Raw genomic sequence first — 26361 nt, 5'->3', positions numbered from 1 at the left:
TAATGTTTAAAAATTTAATTAACCAAACTTTTTTGAGAATTATTATAGAGAAAAATAAAGTTATTGAACGTAGAGGTGAATAAATATTCGCCTCTATAAACTACTATTGAGAATTGACATATTAATTTTTAAACCACCCCTCCACTATTCAATAAAAATAGCGACCTTTGCAAACGAAAAAATATAGATCAGTAATTACATGATAGAAATACATAAAGTACCCTCTCCATGCTTTGTTATGGAAGAAGAACTGCTCAGAAAGAATCTTTCACTTATCAAATCGGTAAAAGAACGGGCAGGAGTTAATATAATACTTGCGTTCAAAGCATTTGCCATGTGGAAATCTTTCCCCATTATCCGCGAATATATCCCATACTCAACGGCTAGTTCGGTGTTTGAAGCACAGTTGGCTTACGAGGAAATGGGAAGCCTTGCCCATACATTCTCTCCAGCCTATACTCCGGATAATTTTCCTGTATTCATGCGATATAGCAGTCACATTACGTTCAATTCCTTGTCTCAATACGAACGCTTTTATCCTGAGACTCTGAAACACAGGAAGAAAGTCTCGTGTGGTATCCGCATCAATCCCGAATATTCAGTTGTGGAAACCGACCTGTATAATCCGGCAACTCCGGATTCTCGCCTCGGTGTTCCGGTCAGCCATTTCGGCGATGAATTACCCGAAGGAGTAGAAGGTCTGCATTTTCATACGCTGTGTGAATCTTCTTCTTATGATTTAGAGAAGACACTGGAACAGGTAGAGAAGAAATTCGGGCATTTTCTGCCAAAAGTAAAATGGCTGAATATGGGAGGTGGCCATCTGATGACCCGCGAAGACTACGATGTGGAGCACCTCATAAATTTGCTACTATCGTTTAAAGCAAAATATCCGAACCTCGAAATTACAATGGAGCCGGGAAGCGCTTTTGCTTGGCAGACAGGGGTATTAGTCTCCACAGTGGTGGATATTGTGGATAATGGCGGAATAAAAACAGCCATACTCGATGTGTCTTTTGCCTGCCACATGCCTGATTGTCTCGAAATGCCGTATAAACCTTATATCAGGGGAGCATATCATGAGCCGGTAAAAGGTCTGCCTACTTACCGGATGGGAGGTAGCAGCTGTCTCAGCGGCGATTTTATAGGGGAGTGGTCGTTCGACGAACCGCTTTTGATCGGCGACAGGATTATCTTTGAGGATATGATACATTATACTACTGTGAAAACAACTATGTTTAACGGTATCTCGCATCCTGCTATCGCGCTTTGGAACAAGTATAACCAGCTGGAAATTTATCGTGAGTTCGATTATGAGGACTACAAAAACAGAATGAGTTGATCCGGTAAAATGTTAAAAATGAGATTGTAGGCAATAAGACTTTTATACAGGCGTTTCATTAATATAACTCTAAAAAAAACGGAAATCGCCTATGAAGAAAATCTTTACACCTGAACAATGTCAACATTTTGATAAAAATGAAGAGAAGGTTGTCGCACCTTCCGAAAAAACACTAGACTTTCTTAAACAATTTGCACGCGCGCATTATGTAGATAAATCCTTACCGGATACTATAAGCGGATTTTGTGTAAATTAAGAGCAGATAAAAAAGAAAATAGAGTACAGGCTATCACAGCCTGTGCTTTTTTATTGAGATTTTTGAAATATACAGAAGCTCAAATTCGGATTTTCCTATATCATCCCGTCCCTTTTTTTACTATATTTACACTCATAATATTTATAACTTATAATTCGTAGACATGTCACACAAGATAGCGCCTTCTCTTCTTTCTGCAAATTTCCTGAATCTTCAGGCAGATGTGGAGATGATAAATAAGAGCGAAGCCGATTGGTTCCATTGCGATGTAATGGATGGGAGTTTTGTACCTAATATCTCGTTCGGCTTTCCGATAATAAAGCAGATCAGTACAATTGCAAAGAAACCGCTGGATGTTCACCTGATGATCGTCAATCCCGATAAGTACATATCGCAGGTAAAAGAGGCCGGAGCATATATGATGAATGTGCATTACGAGGCTTGCACCCATCTGCACCGTACGGTTTCAGGTATACACGAAGCAGGGATGAAAGCCGGGGTGACATTGAATCCGCATACGCCTGTTTCGTTGCTGGAAGATATATTACAGGATGTGGATATGGTTCTTCTTATGACAGTGAATCCGGGATTCGGCGGGCAAAAATTCATAGAGCATTCGCTCTCTAAAGTTTCCCGTTTGAAAGATATGATACTAAAAAGGAATTTGCAGACTTTGATCGAGGTTGATGGCGGGGTGAACTTGCAGACAGGAAAGCAACTTGTAGATGCCGGAGCCGATGTGCTCGTGGCAGGTAATGCTGTATTCGCAGATGCCGATCCTGTGGAAATGATACATAAACTGAAAAGTCTTAAATGATAACTTAATAGGTCTGTGACCTTATTATTACCGGCGGGAATGAAGAATCCGTTTTCCAAAATACCATTCCTGTTTTTTCTTATTCCGCTTGTAGCGGGGATTTTATTACAATATTATTTAAAGATAGAATATTCAGGCATAGCTTTCTCCCTGACAGGACTGATAGCTATGCTTTTTTCATATCTGATACCGGAGGATAAGCAATTCCGCTGGCGTTGGCTATTTGGTCTGGGTGTCGCTTTATTTCTTATAAGCGTAGGTGTTGTATCTACATCCTTGCGGCAGCAATATTCTGAATTTACATACTCAAATAAGGTAGAGATATATGCCGGTATAGTTACCGATACGCCACAGGAGAAGAAAAAAACGACAGCGTACAGAGTCTATCTGCCCGACGAAGATAAACTGATAGTTTGTTATTTTCAAAGAGATGCATTGGATAACAACAGGCTGCAACCCGGAGATATCTTTTCTTTCCAGGGAAAGATACAACCATTTCAGAACATCGGGGATTTCGATTATGCACGCTATATGTACAATCAGGGGTTTGTGGGCTCTGCCTATGTTTCAAACGGTTTATGGCAAACTACGGGAGAGATATCACCCTCACTGAAATATACAGCGTTACGCTGCCGTCAGTATATAATGGATTTCTATAAATCGTTAGGATTCAATGATACGGAATACAGTATTCTTTCTGCGCTGACTCTGGGCTATCAGAACGATCTGACAGACGATATTAAGCGGGGATTCAGGATTACGGGTACAGTACATGTCCTTTCGGTCAGCGGACTTCACGTGGGTATCATCTATCTGATGATTAGTTTTCTACTCGGGTTTATTCGCAAAAGCACGAAGTATTATTGGCTGAAACCCTTATTGATTATTGTTCTACTATGGATATATGCTTTTATTACCGGTTTGCCGCCTTCAGTGATAAGGGCAAGCGCAATGCTCACGGTATTCTGTGTTTCAGAAATTTTCGGGCGGAAAAGCTTCTCCCTGCATGCTCTATATATCGCAGGATTCTTCATTCTGTTGGTCAGTCCTTTTTCATTATTTGATATAGGTTTTCAGTTGAGCTTTATGTCTGTTCTCTCCATATTATATTTATTACCTAAAGTTTCAGGGTTATTGAAGGTGGAGAATAAATATTTGCGAAATATATGGCAAATGTTTACCTTGTCTATCGTGGCTCAATTGGCGACATTTCCTCTTTGCTTGTATTACTTCGGCACATTTCCCACTTATTTTTTTGCTGCCAATCTGCTGATTGTACCATTGGTTACATTGATAATCTATACTGTGGGTGGCATTGGACTAGCTAAAATACTGAGTATGATAATGCCGGATTTAACAGCTTGTTTTTACTACTTACCGGTCAAAACATTACAGTTTTTAGTATGGTTGATGACAAGTATTATCCGTTTCTTTGAAGGTTTACCACTCGCTTTGATTGATGGTATAGAAATATCATTTACAGATATGATTTTAATATACACTCTAATCACAGGTCTACTCATCTTCCTTATTTATAAAAAGCCCAAAGGACTGATTTTGGGGCTATTCGCTGTATTTTTGTTCTTTGGAGTTCATATTTACCATAACTTTTCTATGTAAATCATCAATAAAGATTAATGACTTATATTAATATTCTTTCCTCTTATATTTAATTCCTCCCTTGCTTATTTTAGAATATCGGCGCATTATTGCCGCACCCTCCTGTGTTTATCCTCGATCTTGGTTTTGCCAAAACGGGACACAGTATCAAATAATTACACATTCAGTTCAATGACGATTCAAATAATATCTAATGAATGAGCAAAACAATTCACTGTCAGTAATATTTTTCCTATTTTTGCCTCTGATTTCAATTTATATACTAATGATAAAGAAAACGATATCTGATGACAGGAACATATTTATTGTTCTATTCATATACGCTTTCCTTCTTGTCTTTTTCTGCTCGCTGATGTCGCCATTGTATCCGTTCAATGACTGGTCGGATATAAATCTCTATTTCAACATAGGTAAAGCGATGTTTCACGGGCAAACGCTATATACCGATATCTTCGATCACAAAGGCCCGCTTATCTTCGTCATCTATGGCATCGGCTCCCTTTTTTCGGAGGACTCCTTCATAGGCATGTACTTCATCGAATCCCTTGCATGGGTGGGGATGATATTTGCTGCCTACCTTATAGGACGGTTATATCTCGATAAAATATATGCCTTCATCACCGCACTCTTTTTCCCTGTTCTGATGCTTTCCCACTCATCGGAAGGAGGTTCGGCCGAAGAATTCATAACATTATTTATCGTTATCAGTTTCTATTTGTTCATCCGGTACTTTAAAGATAAAGACGCTGAGCTGCACAAACCTTCACATATGCTTGTACACGGCATTATGTGTACCGTTGTATTGTTCATCAAGCTCAATCTGGTTGTCTTCTGGTTTTTCCCCCTGCTAGCCGTTTTTATTAATCTACTGCTAAAGAAAGAATATAAGAATCTTGTAAGGAATATAGCCGCATTCATAGCCGGAGTAGTGATAGTAACTTTACCTATCGTAGCCTACTTCCTTATAAATGGTGCACTCTCCTATGCCTGGGATACTTACATTACACTGAACAGGACATATGCGCAACTCGGCGACTTCGCCCGCATCATGGAGAACCTGATTATCCGCTTCTACCAACGCCTAAAATATGACAACTACGAATTTGTAATCATACTTATAGGGGCTATATACTTCCCATTCAGGTATCTGGGAAATAATTGGGGCAAGATAGGAATTATACTTTCGTTTGCATCGTTGTACACAGTCATATTTATGCCTGCCAATTATGTTTTCTACTACTCCATTCCTTACTATATTTTCTGCATAACAGGCATTATCTCGATCCTGGATATGCTGAGCAAATATATTAAGATACCCGGCCGGTGGTATTCCTATCTGTTTTTTGCCCTCGTTGCTCTTGCATGCGGAATCATGACTAAAGACTTTTTCGGAAAACCCAAAGAAGTTATTTTCAGACAGCAGGAAGAAACCAGCGGCGTTCTCTATAAGTTTTACAACGTAATATCGAAGGAAAAGAACCCTACACTCATGTGCATGGGGCTTGATGCCACAACAGGCATCTTTACCAAAGCGAATATAATGCCGACTGTAAAATACTTTATCTCGCCCAATCTGCCTTACAATATCTATCCCGAAATGAGGGACGAACAGACAAGATACATAGAAGAGAAGAAAGTACAGTTCATCATATTGTCGGGGGCTTCGTTCAGTTACGATTACTATATGTCTTTGCCTGTCCTTCAGGAGAATTACACGCTTGTAAGCACCTATGAAGAGAATGGTAAGTCCACCTATTTCCTATACAAACGAAAAGACTAAACCAAACACAAATGATAAAGAAACAAATACAAGAAGATAAGAGGAACTTCGTCATACTGATTCTGTATGTCATCATCCTCCTGTTCTTCTGTTCAAAGATGTCCCCTCTTTATCCTATCAACGAATGGGCAGATGTAAACCTGTACTTCAATATAGGAAAAGCCATATTTCACGGGCAAGTGCCTTATGTGGATGTGTTCGACCACAAAGGCCCGCTCATCTTCTTTATCTACGGAATCGGATATTTGCTCTCAAATACCTCTTTTCTGGGAATGTACTTCATCCAGTGCCTATTGTGGATATTAATGGTATCCGCAGCATATCTTACAGCAAAACTGTATCTGGATAAAATATATGCCCTTTTTGCTGCTATGCTTCTCCCCGCTCTGATGCTCTCGCATACATTGAACGGAGGTTCGGCCGATGAATTTATTACCGTATTTGAGGTTATAAGCCTTTATCTCTTTATCCTATACTTCAAAGATAGATCAGCAGCAGCGCATAAACCAGCACATATGCTTATACACGGCCTGTTGTGCGCGATGACCCTCTTTATCAAGATCAACCTGATTGCATTCTGGGTTTTCCCTCTACTGTTTATATTCATCAACATAATACAGCAAAAGAAATATCGCAACCTGCTGGAAAACGCCATAGCATTTTTACTCGGATTATCCATTATCGCCTTACCTATCCTTCTTTACTTCATCTTCAACAACGCTTTGCAAGATGCCTGGGATACCTATATCGTACTGAATAAAAGCTACTCGAAGCCGGGAAGCATTGGCGAAATATTAGAAAGGCTGTTTTCTTATCTTTATCAACAGATACGCTATGGCAACTTCGAGTTTATTATTATTCTCATCGGAGCTATCTGGTTTCCATTGAAATACATTGAAAACCGTTTAGGTAAGGTGGCTATCATATTATCTTTCGCTGCCACATATACAGCCATCTTTATTTCGTCCTATTATATCGACTATTACTCTGTTCCCCTGTACACCTTCATACTGTTGGGATGTATTGTTATTTGCCGCTATATAAAAGTTCCTTCTCCATCGTGGAAGTATTACGCCCTTTTCATTATCCTAGCCCTGTATATGGGTATTCAGCAGCGTAAATTCTTCGGCATGGATTTCAGCGAGCTTTCCGGTAAAAAAGAAAACAGCTTTGATATATCCAAGTTTTCTCAAATAGTAGAACAGGAGAAGAATCCGACTTTGATGAACCTGGGGCTTGATCTTGGCAACTCAGTCTTTACACAAGCCGATGTTATCCCAAACGTAAAGTATTTCATATCCCCCAATCTCGAATACGATATGTATCCTGTGATGCGGGACGAACAAACAAAATATATAGAACAACGGAAAGTCCAATTTATCATACTTGCCGAGATCGCTCTCAATTTTTCATATTTCAGCCAACTTCCTGCCCTGCGCGAGAACTACGAAGTAGTATCTGTCATAGGTAACGAAGGTGGCAGGTATTACCTCTATAAGTTAAAACAATAAGAAGCATATGCAACCATCATTATATCTCATTCCCGTCACATTAGGAGAAACCAGCATAGAACAAGTATTACCACCACACAACAAAGAAGTAATACTACAAATAAAATATTTCATTGTCGAGAATATACGTTCAGCACGCCGCTTCTTAAAGAAAGTGGATAACAATATTAATATAGACGATCTCACTTTCTATGAATTGAACAAGCATACCAAGCCCGAGCACATCGATAATTACCTGCAACCGATAACCAATGGTTTTCATATCGGCATTATATCCGAAGCCGGTTGCCCTGCCGTAGCCGACCCGGGGAGTGATATTGTTGCTATCGCCCAGCGAAAAGGTTATAAAGTGGTGCCGTTGGTTGGTCCATCATCTATCCTTTTGTCACTGATGGCTTCGGGATTCAACGGTCAAGGCTTTGCCTTTCAGGGATATCTGCCCGTCGACAGCGCGGAACGTATCAAGAAACTTAAACAACTTGAACACTTTATCCAACACGATCATCAGACCCAGATATTCATAGAGACACCCTACCGGAACCAAAAGCTGGCGGAGGACATCATCAAACATTGTACGCCTTCAACAAAGCTTTGTATAGCAATGAATATTACCTGTGAAAACGAGTATATAAAGACATTACCTGTAAAGCAATGGGCCAAGAAATTGCCGGACATGGGCAAACAACTTTGTATCTTTCTTCTGTATAAGTAATTAAAAAAAGTAACAGGTATATCAGTTATCTGTTAGCAACTTGTATCCCGTACCTTGTCTACTCGTATCTTTTTTCAAAAGGTAACAAAAGTAACACATTTTTAGCTATTAGCTGATAGCTGTTAACCAATATCTTATGCACAAAACCTGACAAACCTGACACTTTTACACAATTTTTTATTGTCACTTTTTCTTCTAAAAACTCCGTGCTACTCCTTCTACTCCGTGGTTAAAAATTAAAAGGTAACAAAGGTAACAGATATTTCAGCTTTTAGCTGATAGCTATTAGCCGTTACCACAAGCTATCGCACAAGAGACTCTACGGCAAACAGAAATACTGTTCTTAAAACTTACGACTTGTTAAAAAGTAACAAAGGTTACACTTTTTGCTGCTTTTTATTTTCCACTTTTCATTCTTTCTTTTTCCCACTTCGGGTGGGGGTGATCAAAATTTCAAAGAACTAAAGGCTATCAGCTACATACATAGATAAACTTTTTCAAAAAAGACTAAATTTCGTGTCGGCCTTAGCCTGTAACCACGCGACGGGCAAAGGAATCTGTCACCTTTTAGAAAAGTAACACTCTTTAGATACTTTCCAGACGATGTAACTTTTCATACCTGTTCAATTTCTATACCTTCCGCTTTTTATCAAAAACAAAATGAGACAATATAGAGATTGCGTTATATAGATAAAATACTTCATAATTATACAAATATCTTTTTAATCCAAAAAGATATCAATAACAATAAAAAATCATCAAACAATCTTTATATAAAAGCATTATAACACAATAAAAAGTATCAATAAATCTTTTTGCAAAAATTTATCCTTTCAAATTTGCCAATTAAAATATTTTGACATACTTTTGCCAATATAAATATCAAAAAGAATACTCCAATACCATTTTTCTAATCAAAAAGAGAATTAAAGTACATTTTTAACATCTTTAAATATTTTTGATTATGAAGATTTTAGCTTTAAGGAAAAAAGTTTGTTTGGTCATCATTCTATTCGGTTTATTATCGACGGTTCAGATCAAAGCCCAGTCGGAAATTGAAGTTGATCTTGGCGCAGATCTGGTCAGTTCCTATGTATGGCGAGGATTTAAACAGGCTGGTGCAAGTGTACAACCCGGAATCAGTGCCAGTTTAGCCGGATTCAGCCTAAGTGCATGGGGCTCTACAGACCTGGCCAGTGTAGGTAAAAAAGAAGTTGACTTCACTGCTGCTTATGAGAAAAGCGGATTTAAAGTAGCCGTTACCGACTACTGGTGGGACGGAGAAGGTGCCAACCGTTATTTCAGCAGCCCTAACGACGGTTTCACCGGACATTACCTGGAAGCTACATTGGGATATACTCTACCCGAAGCATTTCCGTTAAGCCTTACCTGGAATACATTTTTACTGGGAAAAGGGAATAAAAAAGAAAATGGAGACAATTCCTATTCCACCTATATCGAATTAGCTTACCCGTTTTCGGTAAAAGGTATAGATATGGGCATTTCGGCAGGGTTTACTCCTTGGGAAAGTTCAGTATATCCGACTTCCGGATTTAAATTTACATCCATAGCATTAAGCGCATCCAAAAGCATCAAGATCAACGATTCATTCTCCTTACCCGTATTTGCCAATATAATAGCTAATCCGGCTGTAGAAGACATTCATTTCGTATTTGGAATATCCATCAGGTAAGTAAAAATCACTCTATAATTACTATTTAAAATGAAAAAAATCGAAGCGATTATCCGCAAATCAAAATTTAATGAAGTACGCGCTGCGTTGCACGAAGCTGATATAGACTTCTTGTCGTGGTGGGACGTAAAGGGACAGGGCAGCGCCCGTCAAGGATTAATATTCAGGGGAATAGCATATGATGTGAACGCTATAGACCGCATATATATTTCATTCGTGGTAAGAAATATAAATGTAGAAAAGTCAATAGACGCTATACTAAAATCGGCATATACGGGAGAAAGCGGTGATGGACGCATCTTCGTTTCCAGTATCGAGCAGTCGATACGCATACGCACTGGAGACCACGGCGACGAGTCGTTGTATGACAAAGATGAAGATAAATAAGGATTTGGTTATAAAATTAGGTTAAGGTAAAAACAAGAAAATATGAAACGAAGATTATTTAAGTATATAACTATATTGCTGTTCGCTTCGCTGACTCTCCCCACAGCCGTAATAGCACAAGATTCATTGGCTACAAGTACAGATTCTTTACAGGTGGTTGCTACTACCGTTGTAGAGGGAGTAGCCGCAGCAGAAGCCCCTGCAACACTGGACTCTGGAAATACAGCATGGATGATAGTTGCAACCATACTGGTATTGATGATGACTGTACCCGGACTAGCCTTGTTTTATGGAGGTCTGGTACGTCAGAAGAATGTTCTAAGTATTATTATGCAATGTCTCTTTATAACAGGCGTTATCAGTATATTATGGATAGCATTCGGATACAGTTGGGTATTCGGTACAAGTTTTATGGAGTCTGATAGCGCCTTAGGGGCAATAATCGGAGGATGGGACAAAGTATTCCTGTGCAGTCTCACGCTCGATACCCTTACGGCCGGAAATATTCCTGAAATACTGTTTGCATTATTTCAATGTATGTTTGCAGTTATTACCCCTGCCCTTATTATTGGTGCATTCGCCGAAAGGATCAAATTTTCGGGATATGTTGTGTTCATCATTCTTTGGTCCATTATAGTTTACAACCCTATGGCGCACTGGGTGTGGGGAGGCGGATGGCTTCAGGAAATGGGTGCCATTGACTTTGCCGGAGGTACTGTCGTACACATCAATGCCGGTATCTCAGCCTTGGTAATGGCTCTCATGCTGGGACGTCGCAAAGGATACAGAACAATAGGTCATCCATTTACCCCTCACAATATACCATTTGTGTTCATCGGTACAGCATTACTATGGTTAGGATGGTTTGGGTTCAATGCCGGTAGCGGACTTGCTGCTGACGGGCTTGCCGCAAATGCGTTCCTTGTAACTCATCTGGCAACCTGTGTGGCCGCAGTAGTATGGATGTCACTGGAATGGTTCTTGTACAAAAAACCTACTATAGTGGGCTTCTGTACGGGAGCAGTAGCCGGACTTGTAGCAATAACTCCGGCAGCAGGAACAGCTGATGTATTAGGAGCATTCGCCATAGGCGGCATCTCTGCACTTGTATGCTTCTTCATGGTTGCTTATGTGAAACCAAAACTGAAATATGACGACTCTCTGGATGCGTTCGGTGTACATGGTGTAGGTGGTATTGTCGGATCAATTCTTACAGGTGTATTTGCCACACAAGCAATTACCGGGGCAGAAGGTGTGCAGGGTGCTTTATATGGCGACTGGAACCAGCTTTGGATACAGGTAATAGCTACCGGAGCATCAGTTGTTTACAGTGCAGTACTTACATTCATCCTATTCTTCATCGTTAATAAAACAATCGGGCTTAGAGTATCTAAAGAAGAAGAAGCTGTGGGGCTGGATATCTCCCAACATGGAGAATTCGCTTACAGTGAAAACGAATAAAAATAATCGAGATTACATTATACTATAAAAACACGACGAGAAAAGCGGGATATAGGTTCTTATCTATTCCCGCTTTTCATTTTAAGGTCTCAGACCTTTTTATTGCTTTACAAAGACTGTTATAAACTAATAGTATATCATTAAATACTTTCTTTTACTTATATTCTGCAGACTGAAATTAATTTTCAAACTTCTTCATATCCTCCAACAAATCCTGATCCCATTTATCTAAAGGCAGGCTTGCATATAATTCTATCAAATTACCCTCTGTATCTCTCAAGTGTACCGTACGACAACCCCAACCTGTCATATCGGTCGGCTCGTTAATAAACTTCACACCACGCGACGAAAGTTCTTTGTAAGTTTTATCCACATCATCTACTTCAAGAATTATAGCAATCTTCTCCCTGCAATTTTCCGGTAACGATAGGTCTGTATTACCTACAGCCGGAGCCATCAGATCGGAAGGAAAAATGGAGAGGCCTTCACTATCGCTTACTTTAAAGCTGGCATACTGTCCGCCAATTTCACCCCAGGTCACCTCCAGCCCCAGCTTTTCGGAATAAAATCTGAAACACTCGTCAAAATCTTTTACTAATAGTCTGATACCATTTAGTTTCATAGTTTTCATTTTATTGTTAGTAGTATATGCAAAAATAGTCAGAAGCTACTGCTTTTTTTGTGTAAAAAAGCGACATTCAGGTCTTTAATCTTTACTTCAATGCAATTACTATTTTTGTCAGATATTCACTTTCAGGATATTCTATCCCGTTATAATAATACTCATACGAAATTCCTGCTGACTCAAATCCATTTTCCTTAATCCATTTTATCATATCTTCGTATACAGGCATCAACTCGGCATATGAACCTCTGTACATGCAAAAAGCGATTTTACCTTCGGGTATCACGTCCGGTTTAATATCTTCTTTTTCCGGAAGCTTCTTTGATACGGGAAAGCCGACTTGTATAAGCATATTATCCTCATCCATATTCTCATAATCAGGAAAAGCTACAAAAGGGACATCTGTCATCTGTTCCCCTAATTCTTTCAGATAAGCTGCCATCCGGGCAAAGCTCCGGCCTATGATAGATGGCAGTTCTCCGAGATTCGTCTTTACTTTAATACACAAAATGGGCTGCTCTCTTTGCCTCAACAACTCTACATTCGACATTCTTGGCATAAAAGTTCCTCCTTTATAATTAAATTACTTAATCTCTCCTTAGTGATAAAAGTTTCACCGTTTTTTAAAGATAGGAAATAAAAATAAAAAACGAAGACTCCTTACCGAATCTCCGTTCACATATAATAAATGTCTAGCCTTTATTTTTCCACCGTCAGGTCTACCACCTCTGCATCAGGAGCGTTTTTCTTAACTGAGGCAATACCATTATCGCGGCTGGCAACAGTTTCATACATTTCACTTGTACCGATAATCTGTCCGTTTGTTGCTTTCAGATTAAAATATGGCTTACCGTTCTTTGCCTCCAACTTATCAAAGCGGGCATCTACCTGACTGTTTTTCTTTACAGATTCAATTCCGTTTTTACAGTTTTCCTTAGTTGTATAGCCTTCGCTTGTAAGTATCACTTGTCCGTTACTAGCTTTAAGATCAAACTGGTATTCACCGCTTTTTCTCTTCTTGATTTCAAATTTTCCCATTTTGTTTTGTTTTAAAAGTTTATATTTAGGATAACGCAAGTTTACAACAAAAAGTTCAGTTTTCATATTTTTTACACATATATTTATCTTACACCTTGCAGGAAAACATGCACTAAAACAAAATGAGCCTCGTAAAATTCATTTTACGAGGCTTCATATTTTTAGATAAACGTTATCAAATGATCTGTTCCAGATAACCGGCCATCTCCGCTTGTACCTTCTTAGCCTCTGCCGTTGCAGCAAAAGCAAATTCACGTGTATTATCTGCATATATAATCGCACGCGATGAATTAACCAGTAGTCCGCATTGCGAATTCATACCGTATTTTACTACTTCGGCCAGACTGCCTCCCTGAGCTCCTACTCCGGGTACTAACAGAAAATGATCAGGCACAATCTTCCGGATATCGGCAAACATTTCACCTTGCGTAGCCCCGACCACATACATCAGTTGCTCATCGGTAGCCCACTCTTGAGATTTCTTCAAAACTTTCTCAAATAAGCGTTCTCCTGCTTTATCTTCTGTTAACTGGAAGTCAGCAGAACCCTTATTAGAGGTTAGAGCCAAAAGAATAACCCATTTCTTCGGATACTTCACAAACGGCTTCACACTGTCTTCTCCCATATAAGGAGCCACAGTCACGGCACTTGCTTTCAGGTGTTCGAATGCCGATACGGCATACATTTCAGACGTATTGCCTATATCCCCCCGCTTGGCATCGAGTATGATAAACTGATCCGGATACTTGATCCGTATGTATTCTATCGTCTTCTCCAGAGCAATAATACCTTTCACTCCATGGCTTTCATAAAAAGCAGTATTGGGCTTATAGGCCACACAATATTTGGCTGTGGCATCTATAATGGCCTTGTTAAAAGCATATATAGGATCTTCCTCTTCCAAAAGATGAGAAGGTATCTTTTTTATGTCCGTATCCAGTCCTACACACAGGAAGGATTTTTTCTTTTTAATATTTTCAAATAATTCTTGCTTCGTCATAGTTCACTCTCTTTTAATCTTTCTGTATTCTCTGCTATAATCAACTGGTCTATTATCGGTTGTATCTCGCCATCCATAACACCTGACAAGTTATAGAGTGTGAGGTTGATGCGGTGATCAGTCACTCTTCCCTGCGGATAGTTATATGTTCGGATCTTAGCAGACCGGTCACCCGTAGACACCATCGTCTTGCGCTTCGATGCTATTTCGGCCTGATACTTGGACAATTCTATATCATACAGTTTTGTCCTCAACATCTGCATTGCCAATTCCCTGTTTGCCAACTGGGAACGAGCTTGCTGACAGACAACAACCAATCCTGAAGGCTTATGTGTCAATTGTACTTTTGTTTCCACTTTATTTACATTCTGACCTCCTGCCCCGCTCGATCTGGCTGTTTGCATCTCTATATCGGCCGGATTTATTTCCACATCTACTTCCTCTGCCTCGGGTAATACGGCAACGGTAGCAGCTGATGTATGCACTCGCCCTTGTGTCTCAGTAGCGGGTACACGCTGTACTCGATGTACACCCGATTCGTATTTCAATATTCCGTAAACACCTTCACCTGTAACGGTGAATATTACTTCTTTATATCCGCCCGAAGTACCTTCTGTTAGGCTGGTTATCTCTGTTCTCCACCCTTTGAGTTCACAATATTTGATATACATACGGTAAAGATCACCTGCAAAAATAGCAGCTTCGTCTCCACCTGTACCTCCACGTATTTCTACAATCGCATTCTTACTATCTTCGGGATCGGCAGGGACTAACAGGAGTTTTATTTCCTCCTCAAGTTCCGGTAAACGTACATTAGCTGTATCAAGTTCTTCTCTGGCCATCTCCCGCAGCTCAGCATCATTCTCCGAGTCGAGAATATTCTTAGCTTCTTCCACATTAGTCAGCAACTGTTTATACTCGTTACGGGCTATGCTGATTTTCTCCAGATCACGATATTCTTTATTCAACTTGACATATCGCTTCATATCAGCAATAACTGAGGGATCGGTTATTAGCTTGCCTATTTCTTCGAAGCGCATAACCAAAGTATCAAGTTTTTCCAATAAAGATAGCTGACTCATAGTAATTTATTCCTTTTCCTTTAAATTCGGGGACAAAGGTAAAAATAAGTTGTAAGTTATGAAATTATATAATATAAGTATTTTCAACAACTCAATAATAATTAAATGATAATGAATATATAAAAAACAGAAAGTCCGCGAAATCACCTTCGCAGACTTCCCAACCTTAACACAAACTTTACAAAACTACACAATAGAGCTGATTGCAGCCTGATATTTGGTTCATTCGTAATTTCAGGAACCAACTCTGTGTTCGATTATATTTTCTAAGATAAAGATAACGTGTACCCACATAGTAACATGCTATCAATTCTTCTTATTTTATTTCTTTTCTGACAAAAACAGATATTGGAAACTATAGGTTGGATATGACATTCTCCCGTTCAAAGTAGTAAGTGAAATTATCTATTGACATGAGGAAGCCCTCATTTTTCTTTACATTTCTACCTTCAAATGTTATAGTTGCCGTTTCTCTATTATCACTCGACAAAGATAGTAAATTTTACACATTGGCAATAGATAATATCTATTTTTTTGAAAAAATTATCTTTTCTCGTAAATTAACTTAACTCATCTCTTAGATATTCAGCGGTAAAGCTATTTTTCTCTTTGATGACCTCTTCCGGTTTTCCGACAGCAACAACTGTTCCTCCTCCGATTCCCCCATCAGGCCCCATATCTATAATATAATCGGCACTTTTTATAATATCCTGATTATGTTCGATCACGATGATTGTATTGCCTCTGTCTACCAGTTTGTTTAGTACACCCAGTAATACTCTGATATCTTCGAAATGAAGACCTGTTGTAGGTTCATCTAATATATATATAGTATTTCCTGTGTCTATTCTGGCCAGTTCGGATGCAAGTTTTATACGCTGCGATTCTCCTCCCGACAATGTAGTGGAGGGCTGACCAAGTTTGAGATATCCCAGACCTACTTCCTGCAACATTTTCACTTTATGCAATATAACAGGTACATTTTCGAAAAACTCAACAGCCATATTGATTGTCATATCCAGCACATCAGCAATAGACTTACCTTTAAAGCGGACTTCCAACGTTTCTCTGTTGTAGCGTTTTCCATGACATTCTTCACATTGCACATAAACATCAGGAAGGAAATTCATACCGATAGTCTTATAACCGTTTCCTCCGCATACTTCACACCGCCCGCCTTTTACATTAAATGAAAATCGTCCGGGTTTATAGCCTCTGATTTTCGACTCGGGGAGCCCGACAAAAAGGTTACGGATATCGGAAAACACACCCGTATAGGTCGCAGGATTGGAACGCGGTGTACGGCCGATAGGCGATTGGTCTACACTGATAACTTTATCCACATTGTCAATTCCGTCTAATGTCTTATATGGTAGCGGATCGGCCAATGACTTGTATAGGTGCTGGCTCAATATCGGTTGCAGCGTTCCGTTTATAAGACTAGATTTGCCACTACCCGATACTCCTGTCACACAAATGAATGTATTGAGCGGGAATGTGACTGATACATCTTTCAGATTATGTCCTGTCGCACCTTTTATCGTTATTTTCTTACCGTTACCTTTTCGCCTTTTCTTCGGAATCTCTATTTTGAGCTTACCGTTCAGGTAATCAGCTGTCATTGTACTTGCACTAAGCATTTCTTTCGGAGTTCCCGCAAACACGACCTTACCTCCGCGACGTCCGGCATATGGTCCTAAATCGACTACATAATCGGCATCCAGCATAATATCTTTATCGTGCTCTACTACAATGACCGAATTGCCCGAATCACGTAATTTCTTCAACGAATCTATGAGTCTGTTGTTATCCCGTTGATGCAAACCAATACTAGGCTCGTCCAATATATATAGAACGTTTACCAATTGGGATCCTATCTGAGTGGCAAGCCTGATTCGCTGACTTTCCCCACCCGAGAGAGTTACCGAGGCTCTGTTCAATGACAAATAATTCAAACCCACATCGAGTAGAAACGAAAGACGGGATGCAATTTCTTTCTTTATTTCCTGGGCTATCAGCTGCTGGCGTTCCGAGATATGTACATCCATATCTTGTATCCATTCATACAAGCGTTGAATATCCATTTCCGCCAGTTCTGCAATATTCTTTTCATTTATCTTGTAATGAAGAGCTTCTTTATTCAGGCGCTGACCATTGCAATCTGGACAAACATCAGTTTTAATAAACTGCTCTGCCCATTTCTGAGCCGATGCCGAAGAATCACTATCCTGTTGCATCTCGATATATTTAGCTACACCTTCAAATGCCACTACATAATTCGATGTTCCCAACGATTCGTTTTTAATCTGTAAACGCTCGTCGGTGCCGAACATGATATCATCCATTGCTTCTTGTGGTATATCCTTTATCGGGGTTTTGATAGAGACACCATGCTTTTCGCAGATGGCTTCTATTTGCCAGAAGAACAGTGAATTTTTATATTTTCCAAGCGGGGCTATACCACCGGCATAAATACTAAGTTGGGGTTTGGGTACGATTTTACCCATATCTATCTGGTTGACTACCCCCAATCCTTTACAACGGGGACATGCTCCGTGCGGTGAATTGAATGAAAATGTATGTGGAGCAGGCTCGCTATAAGACAGACCTGTGGTAGGACACATCAGCTGACGGCTGAAATGGCGTACGTCCCCGGTTTCTACATCCTGAATCATTATAAGTCCGTCTCCCTGTTTCATCGCCGTGCGCAAACTGGCTTTCAGATTATCTGCAAATTTATTGGATACCTGCAACTTATCTATCAGGACTTCGATACTGTGCATTTTATACCTGTCGACACGCATGCCGGGAAGTATTTCCCGTATCACACCATCGACACGCACTGTAAGGTAGCCTTTCTTACTGATTTGCTCGAACAGCTCTTTATAATGTCCTTTACGGTTCCGGACTACAGGGGCAAGCAAGTATATCCTTTTCCCGATATAACGCTCCATAATGAGTTCCAGAATCTGCTCTTCTGTATATTTTACCATTTTCTCCCCTGTAAGGTAAGAATAGGCATCTCCTGCACGTGCATACAGCAAGCGAAGGAAGTCATATATTTCAGTGGTTGTACCTACCGTAGAACGGGGATTCCGGTTAGTTGTTTTTTGTTCGATAGAGATAACCGGACTAAGCCCCGTTATCTTATCCACATCAGGACGCTCCATACCTCCCAGAAAATTGCGGGCATATGCCGAAAATGTTTCAATATATCGTCTTTGTCCTTCGGCAAAGATAGTATCGAATGCCAATGATGATTTTCCGCTACCGCTAAGGCCTGTAATGACTACAAGTGAATCGCGGGGTATTTCTACGTCTATATTTTTGAGATTGTGAACGCGTGCTCCATACACGCTTATCGTTTCTTTTGTTTCCTGTGTATTTGTTTCCATTAAATAAAAATGTTCTTTACTAAACACTTATCTGTCTCTGTAAATCCAGGCCTTATCGTGTACTTTTATTTTCTCACCCTTTTTATAATAGAGCGATTCCTGCGTAGGTAAAAGGATTGTATATGAACTACGGCTTTTGGAAGTAATAGTTAGTTTTCTATCCCTGAGCCATGAATTGAAATCTTTCAACTGAGCATAAGTAAGCCCTTTTTCTTTGGCAAAACCTGCCAAATCGGAGATAGACTGTGTTACTTCTACTTTTGTAAACTCGATAGGTTTGTATAAATCGTTTTCGGTAAGGACAAACCCGTATTTGGACGGATCTTCGAATATTTGCTTAATTGCCAGCATACGGTAATAATAGCGGGTAGTCTCGTTTACCAGCCATAGATCGAGACTATCTTCGGCCTGCTGCTTATCCAGTTCGGTACTTATCCTCCCTTGTCCTGCATTATAGGATAAAGCGACGCTCGCCCAACTTCCATATTTGGCATAAGCCTCTTTGAAGTAACGGCATGCAGCTTCTGTCGATTTTTCTATCGAATATCGTTCGTCCACTTCCGAGGATACTTCCAATCCGTAGCTAGGTGCAGTTTTAGGCATAAATTGCCACAATCCGGCCGCTCCGGCCGACGAAACCGCACGGTGATCGAGGCTACTTTCTATTACGGCGAGATATTTAAAATCTTCAGGAATACCATTTTCCTTCAATATAGGTTCTATAATAGGAAAATAGCGATTAGCTTTCTTTATCAGGAGTAAAGTTGTAGAATGTAGATAAGTAAACCCGTTTATCTCACGGTCATAACGCTCATGCAGATCATACCTGTCCAGCACGAGCTCTTCTCCGGCAAACTCTACCTTATGGGGAACTTCTACCGACTTAGTCATCGACAGCACATAGGGTACTTTCGATTGTACTTCTTCGCCGCTGTTATTGGAAAGTAAAAAAAATGCCAGAAAGCATAATATGAGGACAGAAAGAGAATATATTATATATTTTTTCATCAGAGAAAATTAAATCTGTTTTTTGAATAGATAATAACTATCAAAGGTACGATTTTATTTTCAGAAATGAAATTACGTATACAGCCCTATTATGCAGGTCCCTGCCATACAAAGCAGTCCTGATAAGAGTTTTGAATATCAGACTGTTCTTCCTTAAAAATTCCAAAAACAGAAGAGCCCGAGCCTGTCATGGATGCATACAGTGCTCCTTTCTTATATAAATCCTCTTTCAGACCATCAATTAGAGGATATTTGGTAAAGACACTTTTTTCAAAATCATTCACCATTAACCCTTTCCAGCCGGAAACAGGTTGTTTTATGATTTCCTTCAATGATATATAAGGCTGTTTCGGCTTTATTTCGGCAAAGGCATCTTTAGTAGGTACATGGATATCCGGTTTAATCAGTACTATAAAGTATCCTTTGAGAGATAAATTGATATTTTCAAATACTTCTCCTATTCCACTAGCAAATACGGGCCGGTTGTAGATAAAAAAAGGACAGTCGGCACCCAGTTGGACAGCTAACGCGGCCAGTTCCTCGTCGGAAACTTTCAGCCCAAAAGTGCTGTTTATAAGTTTCAACATAAAAGATGCGTCTGCCGACCCCCCTCCAAGTCCTGCTCCAAAGGGAATCTTTTTTAAAAGATGTACCTCAATCGGAGGAAATTTATACTTAGTCCGCATCAGCCTCAAGGCCTTCATTACCAAATTGTCTTCGGCAATAGAATCCACTCTTATTCCGGCTTCAATAAAGGTGTCGGAAGACTGCTCTTCACGGATTATTATCTCCAGAGCATCTTTAACCTCAATGGGGTAAAAGATGGTTTCCAGATTATGATATCCATCTGCCCGCTTAGATACAATATTCAGGCCTAAATTTATTTTCGCGTTGGGGAAACAAATCATATTTTTGAATGAAGAGCGAAGAATGAAGAACGAAGAATGAAGAATAGAAAGTGTTGTAACATGCAATACCCTATTCTTAATTCTTCATTTTTAATTCTTCATTAATTTTTACACCAATTTCTTTATTAAGGCTTCTTTATCGCCATATATATAATCTATTATAGGCACTTCGATCATTGTATAAGCACCCGGCTTTTGTTTCAAGGTAGCGCGTGCCGACGCCACAAGCACCTGGGCTGTGAGAGCCGGATTATTTATCCTCATATTGAAGTCCAGAAGCTGATTCTGTGTATCTCCCGAAACACCTTTGCGCACCATGTTTACGCCATGTCCCATATCTTTGAGGTTATCTACACATTCTACCTGCATCACATGCGTTTCGTCATGTGCGAAATAGTCGTCAGCTTTGATCGCTGCCGCTACATCAGCAAAATTATGTCCATCTTCCACTTCTATATAAACCATACGACGATGAATCCCCGTACCCACAGGAATAGTCATGGACAATGCCGCTTTTACTCCTTTTATGGCTTTCACTGCAACCGTATGTCCCATACTCATACCCGGACCGAAATTTGTATATGTGATACCTTTAGGCGCCATAAATTCAAACATGGAACGCACCATAGAATCTGTACCCGGGTCCCATCCCGCTGAAATGATAGACACTGTATTGTTAGCTTTGGCTACTGTATCCAGCGATTTGCGCAAAACAACGATCCCACCATGTATATCGTAGCTGTCCACGGTATTGATTCCGGCGGCAAGGCACTCTTTTGCATATTCTTCGACACTGCGTGTAGGCGTACAAAGTATTGCCACCTCTACATCTTTCAGTTCTTTTACTGCCTTTACTACAGGATATTTTTTCAGTTCGTCCGGAACATTATTAGGGTCACGGCGTACAATACCTGCCACTTCGAAATCCGGTGATGATAGTATCGCATCCAATACATATTGCCCGATATTTCCGTATCCGACAATTGCTGCTCTGATTTTTTTCATTGAAATGTATTTTTAGTTATGAATTATGGGTTATGAGTTGTAAGTTAAAAAAATAGCGGATTAATCCAAAGTCGCTTCCTTCATAAAGTTATAAAGCCATTCCATGGCCACAAAGTCTTCTTTCATCAGGTTAGCAAAATCGGCAGAGAACAACTCTTCTCCTACCGGCCTATGCTTACTCACCCATATACCTTTGCGCTGTATCCATGGCTGAAAATATTCGGACAAGTCGTTAACTATCGGGCGTTTATATTCTTCCCCGTTTATAGTATATCCCCTATCTAAGACCGTTTTTTGAGTTATTCGCTGAAATTCTTCGGCATCGTAGGTTATCTCTTCCCTGAATGCATCCATCACTTTCTTCTTCGGTTGAAAAAGGCCCAGTCCAAGTGTATATCCCTCACCGGAAATATCCAGAAAATAGCCCGGATGATCTTTCCATACATCATTTGTAACAGGTATCTGGAATGCCATCCACATAAAATCCTTATATGGGTCTTTGTTTTTAGAAAAACGAATATCACGGTATATCCTTGACAGACAACGATGCGGCCGCAGTTCGAATAATGGATCTATATTGTGCATAGCAGGCGATAATGTAGCAACTAATGCTTTCAACGGATTCAAAACCTCTTTTTCGTAGATATGCTTGTGTTCATCGAACCATTCTTTATAATTATTCTCTTTCAGGTCATTAAAGAACCTGAACGTCTCCGGAGTAAAACCTTTAAATGTTTCTATTTTAGCCATATTATTTTACTTAATAAGCAAAAGATAGTATTTGATGCGACATTACTTGATCGTAGCCAGCTATTGTTACTACAGATGCAAAAATAATAAATAGGTCTGCGACCTGTCATAAAAAAAGGATAACAAATCTATAAAGAAAAAGATTGTTATCCTATATTTTTTTAGCATCAGCCTTATTTATTTTGCCAACTGCCTGATTACATTCATTATCTCGCCGCCTATTTCCTCTGCCTCTTTCATCGAATGCGCTTCGGAATATACACGGATAATAGGCTCGGTATTAGACTTACGAAGGTGTACCCATTTGTCAGGAAAATCTATTTTCACACCATCTATATCCGTTACATCATATTGACTGAATTTTTCTTTAACAGCCTTCAGTATACCATCCACATCGAGTCCGGGAGTCAGTTCTACTTTCTGTTTTGCTATATAGTACTGCGGATAGGACGAGCGTATCTCACTTACTTTCTTTTTTTCATGTGCCAGATGCGACAGGAACAAAGCGATACCCACCAGCGAATCGCGTCCGTAGTGGCTGGCCGGATAAATAACCCCGCCATTTCCTTCTCCGCCTATTACGGCATCGGTAGCTTTCATCTTGGTAGTCACATTCACTTCCCCTACTGCCGCAGGATTGTATTCACAACCATATTTACGGGTCACATCGCGCAATGCCCGACTCGAACTAAGGTTGGACACGGTATTGCCCGGAGTATGTTTCAATACATAGTCGGCTACTGCAACCAGCGTATATTCTTCACCGAACATTTCACCATTCTCGCAAATAATTGCCAGACGGTCTACATCGGGATCGACAACGAAACCGACATCCGACGATGTAGTTCTCATCATTATCGATATATCTTTCAAATGCTCCGGTAGTGGTTCCGGATTGTGCGGAAATTCACCGTTAGGAGTACAGTACAGTTCGTTTATTTTATTTACTCCCAATGCCTTTAACAGCTTAGGAATAACAATACCACCAACAGAATTGACACAGTCGATAGAGACTTCAAAATCTGCGGCTTTAATGGCTTCCACATCGACCAAAGCAAGACCAAGAACAGCCTGTATATGTTTGTCTGTATAATCTTTTTCTTTTATACTGCCAATATGGTCGATATGCGCATAATGGAAATCTTCGCTTTCGGCTATACGAAGAACCTCTTCGCCTTCCTTAGCATTGAGAAACTCTCCATTTTCGTTGAGCAGTTTCAGCGCATTCCATTGTTTTGGATTATGACTCGCGGTAAGAATAATTCCACCACAGGCATGTTCCATAGCTACAGCCAGTTCGGTAGTAGGAGTTGTCGCCAAACCGATATTTACCACATCGAATCCCATACCCATAAGCGTACCTACAACTATCTGCTCCATCATCTTACCCGAAATACGGGCATCGCGACCAACAACAATAGTATTGGAACCATTCTTTACGTTTTCCCTTATAAAAGAAGCGTATGCTGATACAAATTTCACCGTATCGAGAGGATTGAGACCATCTCCGACTCTTCCGCCGATAGTTCCCCGTATTCCTGATATAGATTTTATTAAGGCCATCTTCCTATTTATTCTTTAGTGTCTTCGGTTTCATCCAATGTAAATTGATATCTCAAACGTCCATAAAACATCGGAATATAATTTGCCTGCTGATAAGTAGACCCGTTTGCAAACGGAACAATCAAGCTAACTTCAGCTCCATTTCCTAATCCTTGTTCTAAGGGCAAAACACAAGCCTGAGACAAGAAGTAATACATCTGAAGTTGATAGGTAGTAGAGGTACCACTACCCATATATGTGGATGTATTTCCATAACGGAAAGTCATATATGTACCCTGAAAATTATTTGCCGCTATAGTATCATTCTCATTTAGTAAGTTAAGGATATTCTCATACCTGAGATACACATCTGTTTTACCTTTTACCGGCAGTTTGCTTTCATCACCCGGATCGATCACCCGGAAATAAACACCGGTGTTCTCATCCAGATAATACTCGTTATCAGCAAATTTATGATCGGTAGGATATGTTCCTCTGGTCGTAATCTTATTATCATTTATAAAGCGTTCGATACCCTTTTTTTCTTTTTTCAGTTTATCTGCGTATGTTTCTCCGCCACAAGCAGAAAAAATAATCGCTAAACCCATAAAAGTAAATATTGCGCCAATAATCTTTCTCATGTATTCTTATTCGTATTTAGTAATTACTCATTTCTTATTTAGTAAATCAGCATATTCCGGCAATGCTTTTTCAAATATAGCGATTGCTTCATCCATTGTCCCGTAGAACTCTCCTCCTGAGGCATTAAGATGGCCGCCGCCATTGTAACATTGAGCTGCAAACTTATTGCTAGGGAAGTCCTTCTGAGAACGAAACGAAATTTTTATCATTTCATTGTCTTCACGGATAAAAACAGAGAAAATAATTCCTTTAATATTTAAAGGCAGATTGGCAAAACCCTCTGTGTCGCCTTTTTTCACTTTATATCTTTTCTGTTCCTCATTTGTCAGCCATATCAAAGCCGAATTATATTCAGGATATATCTTCATCTTTTCGGACAGGGTAAAGCCCAGCATACGGTAACGGTCTTCTGAATAATTATGATATACATTCGAATATATCTGGTCTTTATTTATGCCTTTTTTCAGCAGTTCACCTATAATATAATAGATTTCGGCACTATTCGAATTATAGGTAAATGCACCCGTATCGGTCATCATTCCGGTATAGATCGCAGTAGCGCTTTCGTGGCTCATTACTTCAAAATCACCCATCCGGCAGATAAGACGAAAAATGAGTTCGCTGGTCGATGATATTTCCGGATACGAGATCATTACATCACAAAAATCAGTCGGTTCGGGATGATGGTCTATCAACACCTTTTTCCCTTTTGCCGCTTCTATAAAAGGCCCTAAATGATAAGAGCGTTTCGGCACATTAAAGTCGAGGCAGAATATAAGCTCAGCCTCAGCAATTAGTTTTTGTGCAAATTCAGGATATCTCTCATATTCGAGAATGTCCTTAGCACCGGGTATCCATTTCAGAAAATCGGGAAAAGAATTTGGAACAATTACATTCACATTGTTTCCCAAATCATTCAGATAATGATATAATCCCAAAGATGAGCCAATAGCATCACCATCAGGCGATACATGTGTCACAATCACTATTTTATCATACTTATTGAGTAACTCTTCTACCTCTGTTATTTTCTGACTGGCTATTATCTTTGAAATCATTCAGTTATACTTTTTCCTCTAACTCTGCATTATGCAGGCACAAAAATACTAAAAAAACAAACTAAACACACCTTTTTGAACCATATCGTTATAGGGAAAGTTCTGTTTTTGACATTCTTTAGATAATTTTGGTTGTAGATTGTTTGATAATGAAGCATCTTAATTTTATAAGACATTTTTAAACACTTTACATATCGGACACTAACCCGGCTTCGTTTTATTTCGTCAGAATACTCATTTTGCAGCTTTAGGCAACAGTAATTCGAGTAATCTTTGATTCCGCGCAGAAGAAAAATTCAAGATTAAAAACTCAACTACTGGTCGACATTATTAATTAAGTCTTATTGCTTCTGTAACCTCTCAACCATACAGAGTTAAAATAGTATAAATAAAAAAGATATGTTTACTCTCGTTTTAAATAGTTAAAATCATTTTTTCGTATATTTGACGTGTAAACAAAACTACAAACACAAACATATTGAATTATGAAACCCCCATGACGTAAAAAAGACGCCAAAGATAATGTAAAAGTTAGCAAAGGCCCTTAGCTTTGGTTATAACCAACTAAAGATTAAGACTATGGAACAGATTACATTTACCCAGGTCGTATCCAGGGGATGCGGCATAGACGTACACAAGAAAGTAGTAGTAGCCACCGTGGATGGCGAAGGCATAAAGAAAACCACACGAGAGTTCTCTACTTTCACGAGTTCTTTGACAGAATTGAGA

Annotated in this window: 23 protein-coding genes; 10 read left to right on the top strand and 13 right to left on the bottom strand. The window is 39.6% G+C overall.

What is annotated here, in order from left to right; genetic code table 11:
- Positions 1 to 199: 199 nt before the first annotated feature.
- From nspC to IR083_RS22550, 10 genes are all read left to right on the top strand, one after another.
- Positions 200 to 1342: a carboxynorspermidine decarboxylase gene (gene nspC / locus IR083_RS22595; protein WP_194226026.1), complete on the top strand. Its 1143-nt coding sequence runs from the start codon at positions 200 to 202 to the stop codon at positions 1340 to 1342.
- Positions 1343 to 1433: 91 nt separating this feature from the next.
- Positions 1434 to 1598, top strand: a complete 165-nt coding sequence (locus tag IR083_RS22590) for a hypothetical protein (protein WP_006797531.1) — start codon at positions 1434 to 1436, stop codon at positions 1596 to 1598.
- A gap of 163 nt (positions 1599 to 1761) precedes the next feature.
- The gene (rpe, locus tag IR083_RS22585) at positions 1762 to 2415 is read left to right on the top strand and encodes a ribulose-phosphate 3-epimerase (protein ID WP_006797530.1); all 654 of its coding nucleotides are present in this window, start codon (positions 1762 to 1764) and stop codon (positions 2413 to 2415) included.
- A 15-nt stretch (positions 2416 to 2430) separates the two neighbouring features.
- Positions 2431 to 4035 (top strand): ComEC/Rec2 family competence protein, encoded by a 1605-nt coding sequence (locus IR083_RS22580; RefSeq protein WP_194226025.1) that lies wholly within the window; start codon positions 2431 to 2433, stop codon positions 4033 to 4035.
- A gap of 265 nt (positions 4036 to 4300) precedes the next feature.
- Positions 4301 to 5815 (top strand): ArnT family glycosyltransferase, encoded by a 1515-nt coding sequence (locus IR083_RS22575; protein ID WP_242052515.1) that lies wholly within the window; start codon positions 4301 to 4303, stop codon positions 5813 to 5815.
- A gap of 11 nt (positions 5816 to 5826) precedes the next feature.
- A complete protein-coding gene (locus tag IR083_RS22570; protein ID WP_194226023.1) occupies positions 5827 to 7326 on the top strand; it encodes a phospholipid carrier-dependent glycosyltransferase in 1500 nt (499 codons plus the stop codon).
- Positions 7327 to 7333: 7 nt separating this feature from the next.
- Positions 7334 to 8038, top strand: coding sequence for an SAM-dependent methyltransferase (locus IR083_RS22565; protein WP_194226022.1), 705 nt, complete (start codon positions 7334 to 7336; stop codon positions 8036 to 8038).
- A 964-nt stretch (positions 8039 to 9002) separates the two neighbouring features.
- Positions 9003 to 9731 carry a TorF family putative porin gene (locus IR083_RS22560; RefSeq protein ID WP_194226021.1) on the top strand — a complete coding sequence of 243 codons (729 nt, stop codon included), beginning with the start codon at positions 9003 to 9005 and terminating at the stop codon, positions 9729 to 9731.
- Positions 9732 to 9761: 30 nt separating this feature from the next.
- Complete coding sequence (locus IR083_RS22555) at positions 9762 to 10118, top strand: P-II family nitrogen regulator (protein ID WP_006797524.1); 357 nt, start codon at positions 9762 to 9764, stop codon at positions 10116 to 10118.
- A gap of 42 nt (positions 10119 to 10160) precedes the next feature.
- Positions 10161 to 11579, top strand: coding sequence for an ammonium transporter (locus IR083_RS22550; protein ID WP_194226020.1), 1419 nt, complete (start codon positions 10161 to 10163; stop codon positions 11577 to 11579).
- A gap of 178 nt (positions 11580 to 11757) precedes the next feature.
- Here the strand turns inward: IR083_RS22550 and IR083_RS22545 are convergent, their stop codons facing one another.
- From IR083_RS22545 to IR083_RS22485, 13 genes are all read right to left on the bottom strand, one after another.
- A complete protein-coding gene (locus IR083_RS22545; RefSeq protein WP_006797522.1) occupies positions 11758 to 12201 on the bottom strand; it encodes a VOC family protein in 444 nt (147 codons plus the stop codon).
- A 91-nt stretch (positions 12202 to 12292) separates the two neighbouring features.
- Positions 12293 to 12763 (bottom strand): GyrI-like domain-containing protein, encoded by a 471-nt coding sequence (locus IR083_RS22540; protein WP_194226019.1) that lies wholly within the window; start codon positions 12761 to 12763, stop codon positions 12293 to 12295.
- A gap of 140 nt (positions 12764 to 12903) precedes the next feature.
- The gene (locus tag IR083_RS22535; RefSeq protein WP_044215372.1) at positions 12904 to 13242 is read right to left on the bottom strand and encodes a YegP family protein; all 339 of its coding nucleotides are present in this window, start codon (positions 13240 to 13242) and stop codon (positions 12904 to 12906) included.
- 175 nt (positions 13243 to 13417) lie between these two features.
- On the bottom strand, positions 13418 to 14242 hold the full coding sequence (gene pyrF, locus IR083_RS22530) for an orotidine-5'-phosphate decarboxylase (RefSeq protein WP_006797519.1): 825 nt from the start codon (positions 14240 to 14242) through the stop codon (positions 13418 to 13420).
- Complete coding sequence (gene prfA / locus IR083_RS22525; protein WP_006797518.1) at positions 14239 to 15324, bottom strand: peptide chain release factor 1; 1086 nt, start codon at positions 15322 to 15324, stop codon at positions 14239 to 14241. The genes pyrF and prfA overlap by 4 nt, the downstream gene beginning before the upstream one ends.
- A 560-nt stretch (positions 15325 to 15884) precedes the next feature.
- Positions 15885 to 18719 carry an excinuclease ABC subunit UvrA gene (uvrA, locus tag IR083_RS22520; RefSeq protein ID WP_006797517.1) on the bottom strand — a complete coding sequence of 945 codons (2835 nt, stop codon included), beginning with the start codon at positions 18717 to 18719 and terminating at the stop codon, positions 15885 to 15887.
- A 27-nt stretch (positions 18720 to 18746) separates the two neighbouring features.
- Positions 18747 to 19727: a lytic transglycosylase domain-containing protein gene (locus IR083_RS22515; protein WP_006797516.1), complete on the bottom strand. Its 981-nt coding sequence runs from the start codon at positions 19725 to 19727 to the stop codon at positions 18747 to 18749.
- An 89-nt stretch (positions 19728 to 19816) separates the two neighbouring features.
- Positions 19817 to 20635, bottom strand: coding sequence for a 4-(cytidine 5'-diphospho)-2-C-methyl-D-erythritol kinase (gene ispE / locus IR083_RS22510; RefSeq protein WP_194226018.1), 819 nt, complete (start codon positions 20633 to 20635; stop codon positions 19817 to 19819).
- Positions 20636 to 20743: 108 nt separating this feature from the next.
- Positions 20744 to 21640: a diaminopimelate dehydrogenase gene (locus IR083_RS22505; RefSeq protein WP_194226017.1), complete on the bottom strand. Its 897-nt coding sequence runs from the start codon at positions 21638 to 21640 to the stop codon at positions 20744 to 20746.
- A 60-nt stretch (positions 21641 to 21700) separates the two neighbouring features.
- A complete protein-coding gene (locus IR083_RS22500; protein ID WP_006797513.1) occupies positions 21701 to 22390 on the bottom strand; it encodes a DUF2461 domain-containing protein in 690 nt (229 codons plus the stop codon).
- 177 nt (positions 22391 to 22567) lie between these two features.
- Positions 22568 to 23953, bottom strand: coding sequence for a phosphoglucosamine mutase (glmM, locus tag IR083_RS22495; protein ID WP_006797512.1), 1386 nt, complete (start codon positions 23951 to 23953; stop codon positions 22568 to 22570).
- Between the two features lie 8 nt (positions 23954 to 23961).
- Positions 23962 to 24573: a DUF4827 family protein gene (locus IR083_RS22490; RefSeq protein ID WP_006797511.1), complete on the bottom strand. Its 612-nt coding sequence runs from the start codon at positions 24571 to 24573 to the stop codon at positions 23962 to 23964.
- Between the two features lie 27 nt (positions 24574 to 24600).
- A complete protein-coding gene (locus IR083_RS22485) occupies positions 24601 to 25632 on the bottom strand; it encodes a DHH family phosphoesterase (protein ID WP_006797510.1) in 1032 nt (343 codons plus the stop codon).
- Positions 25633 to 26361 lie beyond the last annotated feature (729 nt).

The organism is Dysgonomonas sp. GY75 (assembly GCF_015234155.1).
GTDB classification, from domain to species: Bacteria; Bacteroidota; Bacteroidia; order Bacteroidales; family Dysgonomonadaceae; genus Dysgonomonas; species Dysgonomonas gadei.
Note: the sequence above shows the minus strand (reverse complement) of the source record. Positions and strands in the feature narration are given on the sequence as shown.

Bases quoted from the DNA above. Each gene is read 5' to 3' on its own strand.
- nspC (WP_194226026.1), top strand. From the start codon at position 200: ATGATAGAAATACATAAAGTACCCTCTCCATGCTTTGTTATGGAAGAA.
- IR083_RS22590 (WP_006797531.1), top strand. From the start codon at position 1,434: ATGAAGAAAATCTTTACACCTGAACAATGTCAACATTTTGATAAAAAT.
- rpe (WP_006797530.1), top strand. From the start codon at position 1,762: ATGTCACACAAGATAGCGCCTTCTCTTCTTTCTGCAAATTTCCTGAAT.
- IR083_RS22575 (WP_242052515.1), top strand. From the start codon at position 4,301: ATGATAAAGAAAACGATATCTGATGACAGGAACATATTTATTGTTCTA.
- IR083_RS22570 (WP_194226023.1), top strand. From the start codon at position 5,827: ATGATAAAGAAACAAATACAAGAAGATAAGAGGAACTTCGTCATACTG.
- IR083_RS22565 (WP_194226022.1), top strand. From the start codon at position 7,334: ATGCAACCATCATTATATCTCATTCCCGTCACATTAGGAGAAACCAGC.
- IR083_RS22560 (WP_194226021.1), top strand. From the start codon at position 9,003: ATGAAGATTTTAGCTTTAAGGAAAAAAGTTTGTTTGGTCATCATTCTA.
- IR083_RS22555 (WP_006797524.1), top strand. From the start codon at position 9,762: ATGAAAAAAATCGAAGCGATTATCCGCAAATCAAAATTTAATGAAGTA.
- IR083_RS22550 (WP_194226020.1), top strand. From the start codon at position 10,161: ATGAAACGAAGATTATTTAAGTATATAACTATATTGCTGTTCGCTTCG.
- IR083_RS22545 (WP_006797522.1), bottom strand. From the start codon at position 12,201: ATGAAACTAAATGGTATCAGACTATTAGTAAAAGATTTTGACGAGTGT.
- IR083_RS22540 (WP_194226019.1), bottom strand. From the start codon at position 12,763: ATGCCAAGAATGTCGAATGTAGAGTTGTTGAGGCAAAGAGAGCAGCCC.
- IR083_RS22535 (WP_044215372.1), bottom strand. From the start codon at position 13,242: ATGGGAAAATTTGAAATCAAGAAGAGAAAAAGCGGTGAATACCAGTTT.
- pyrF (WP_006797519.1), bottom strand. From the start codon at position 14,242: ATGACGAAGCAAGAATTATTTGAAAATATTAAAAAGAAAAAATCCTTC.
- prfA (WP_006797518.1), bottom strand. From the start codon at position 15,324: ATGAGTCAGCTATCTTTATTGGAAAAACTTGATACTTTGGTTATGCGC.
- uvrA (WP_006797517.1), bottom strand. From the start codon at position 18,719: ATGGAAACAAATACACAGGAAACAAAAGAAACGATAAGCGTGTATGGA.
- IR083_RS22515 (WP_006797516.1), bottom strand. From the start codon at position 19,727: ATGAAAAAATATATAATATATTCTCTTTCTGTCCTCATATTATGCTTT.
- ispE (WP_194226018.1), bottom strand. From the start codon at position 20,635: ATGATTTGTTTCCCCAACGCGAAAATAAATTTAGGCCTGAATATTGTA.
- IR083_RS22505 (WP_194226017.1), bottom strand. From the start codon at position 21,640: ATGAAAAAAATCAGAGCAGCAATTGTCGGATACGGAAATATCGGGCAA.
- IR083_RS22500 (WP_006797513.1), bottom strand. From the start codon at position 22,390: ATGGCTAAAATAGAAACATTTAAAGGTTTTACTCCGGAGACGTTCAGG.
- glmM (WP_006797512.1), bottom strand. From the start codon at position 23,953: ATGGCCTTAATAAAATCTATATCAGGAATACGGGGAACTATCGGCGGA.
- IR083_RS22490 (WP_006797511.1), bottom strand. From the start codon at position 24,573: ATGAGAAAGATTATTGGCGCAATATTTACTTTTATGGGTTTAGCGATT.
- IR083_RS22485 (WP_006797510.1), bottom strand. From the start codon at position 25,632: ATGATTTCAAAGATAATAGCCAGTCAGAAAATAACAGAGGTAGAAGAG.